Here is a 2,463-nt window from a genome sequence, read left to right as displayed (position 1 = left end):
CCCGCGGGTGGGACGTCCTCGGGACAGCCCTCGTGGGTGCGTGGGTACGTGAGTGCCGTGCCGTCAGCCGCTGAGCTGCTTGGGCTTGTCGCCGCCCGTGATCTGGATGCGGCGCGGCTTGGCCTGCTCGGCCACCGGGATGCGCAGGGTCAGCACGCCGGCCTCGTACGAGGCGTCGATGCGCTCCGTGTCCAGCGTGTCGCCGAGGAAGAGCTGGCGGGTGAAGCCGCCGGTGGGACGCTCGGCGACGAGCAGCTCCGCGCCCTCGGGGGCGGGGGACCTGCGCTCGGCTCGGACGTTCAGGACGTTGCGTTCGACGTCCAGCTCGATCGTCTCGGGGTCGATGCCGGGGAGGTCGAAGTGGACGAAGAACTCGTCCCCTGAGCGGTAGGCATCCATGGCCATCGCCGACGGGCGGGTGGCGGGGCCGAAGACCTGCTGGGTGAGCCGGTCGAGTTCACGGAAGGGGTCCGTGCGCATGAGCATCACTGGTCACTCCTCTCTTCAGGCGCTGTCGGTGCGATGCCCTACGTTCTTCGCCTTCTTATATAGCTCGGAGCCGGAAACTTGACAAGCCTCGACTCAGGTTCGGGTGGTCTTGGGTAACGCGCCTTCGTACGCCCCGATGCTTGTGCCCTCGACCTCGGGAGTTAGCCTCGGAGATCGCTGGCCGCGCAGGAGCAGGAGGCAGGTATGGCGAAGGTTCCCAGTGCAGTGATCGCCGCGAGCGGGCTCGTGGGCGGGTACGGCGTGGCCCGCTGGACCAGGCAGCGGCCGCTCGGCGGGGTCGTACTCGCCGTCGCCGGGGCCGCGGCCGCGCGGCAGTGGCGGCAGCAGGCCGGTGGGGTGGCCGCGGGGGCGTTGTCGGCCGCGTATGTCGCCGCCTTCGCCGGGTCCCATCCGCTGGCCAAGAGGGTGGGTGCCTGGCCTGCCGTGTTCGGGGTGGCGGGGGCCGTGGGGCTGACGTCCTGGATTGTCGCCGACCGGCGAAACGGTTGAGTCGAGCCGCGCTCCGGACCTCCGGTGTCCGGGGCGGTCTCGCACAGCAAGWCGGCCACAGCAAAGAACCCCGGCCCTGAAACTCAGGGCCGGGGTTCTCGTCTGGAGCGCCGGGCAGGCCTTGCACCTGCATCTCCCCGCAGGAAGCGGGACGTCTTTCCTTGGACCACCAACGCATCGTCCGTCTGCCGGAGTCCGGCGACCGGATGCAGATCAACTATAGCGCAGTTTTTGTTATCGCCTTCGCCGTCCGGCCGTCTCCTCACCGTCCCCCGCAGGAACGCGACTTACGACGTTGAGGTACGACAACGTGACACGACAGATCAGCCGCCGGAGCATGTTGAAGGCCGCGGGCGCGGCAGCCGGAGCCGCCGGCGTAGGCGTCGGTACGGCCGCGCTCGCGGCCCCGGCCTCCGCCGCCGGATCCGCCTTCGCCCACCCCGGGCTGCTGCACACCCGTACCGACCTGGACCGTATGGCGGCCAAGGTGAAGGCGGGCGCCAGACCCTATACGGCCGGGTTCGCCAAGCTCACCGCCAACCGGCACGCGCAGAGCGGCTGGCGGGCCAATCCGCAGGCCACGGTGTACCGGGGGGCGGGTTCGCCCCAGAACTACGCGGTCCTCTACAACGACATCCACGCCGCCTACCAGAACGCCCTGCGGTACCACGTCAGCGGCGAGACCGCGCATGCCGACACCGCGGTGGCGATCCTCAACGCCTGGTCGGGGAAGCTGACCTCGATCCAGGGCTCCGCCGACCGGTTCCTGGCCGCGGGGCTGTACGGCTACCAGTTCGCCAACGCCGCCGAACTCGTACGTGATCACGGCGACTTCGCGCTCGGGCGGGCGCAGGACCTGATGCGGAACGTCTTCCATCCGCTCAGCGACGACTTCCTGACCCGCCACAACGGCGCCGTGGTCACCAACTACTGGCCCAACTGGGACCTGACGGCCATCGCCTGTGTGCTCGCCACCGGCATCTTCTGCGACGACCGTGCCGTGGTCGACCGGGCCGTCGAGTACTTCAAGCACGGGGACGGCATGGGGTCCGTCAAGCACGCCATTCCCGTCGTGCACGACGACGGGCTCGCCGAGTGGGTCGAGGCCGGGCGGGACCAGGGGCACGCGCTGCTCGGTGTCGGGCTGATGGGCACGGTGTGCGAGATGGCGTGGAACCAGGGGATCGATCTGTACGGGTACGACGACAACCGCTTCCTCAAGGGGGCGCAGTACGTGGCGAAGTGGAGCCTGGGCGGGGAGGTGGCGTACACGGCCAACACGCGGAAGAAGGGGGCGATCGGAGGGTGGTCGGGGAGTGAGACCGCGACCGGGGCCGCAGGCGTGGATCCGGCCATGACCCGACCGATCTGGGCGATGATCGCGAACCACTACACCAAGCGGCGGGGGCTGTCGGCGTCGTATGTGACGCGTGCGGCGGCCAAGGCTGCGCCGGAGGGTGGGGG

The 2,463-nt window shown here is 69.8% G+C and carries 3 protein-coding genes; 2 read left to right on the top strand and 1 reads right to left on the bottom strand.

Going from position 1 to position 2,463, the window contains the following annotated elements; genetic code table 11:
* Positions 1-63: 63 nt before the first annotated feature.
* Positions 64-486 carry an Hsp20/alpha crystallin family protein gene (locus tag CA983_RS42755; RefSeq protein ID WP_208637174.1) on the bottom strand — a complete coding sequence of 141 codons (423 nt, stop codon included), beginning with the start codon at positions 484-486 and terminating at the stop codon, positions 64-66.
* Between the two features lie 207 nt (positions 487-693).
* Between CA983_RS42755 and CA983_RS42750 the strand changes: the two genes are divergently transcribed.
* Both CA983_RS42750 and CA983_RS42740 read left to right on the top strand, forming a co-directional pair.
* Positions 694-999 carry a hypothetical protein gene (locus tag CA983_RS42750; protein ID WP_086606004.1) on the top strand — a complete coding sequence of 102 codons (306 nt, stop codon included), beginning with the start codon at positions 694-696 and terminating at the stop codon, positions 997-999.
* Between the two features lie 337 nt (positions 1,000-1,336).
* Positions 1,337-2,463: alginate lyase family protein (locus tag CA983_RS42740; protein ID WP_086606003.1), on the top strand; the 1,127-nt coding region annotated here is incomplete at its 3' end.

This window comes from Streptomyces swartbergensis (assembly GCF_002148965.1).
Lineage (GTDB): Bacteria > Actinomycetota > Actinomycetes > Streptomycetales > Streptomycetaceae > Streptomyces > Streptomyces swartbergensis.
Note: the sequence above shows the minus strand (reverse complement) of the source record. Positions and strands in the feature narration are given on the sequence as shown.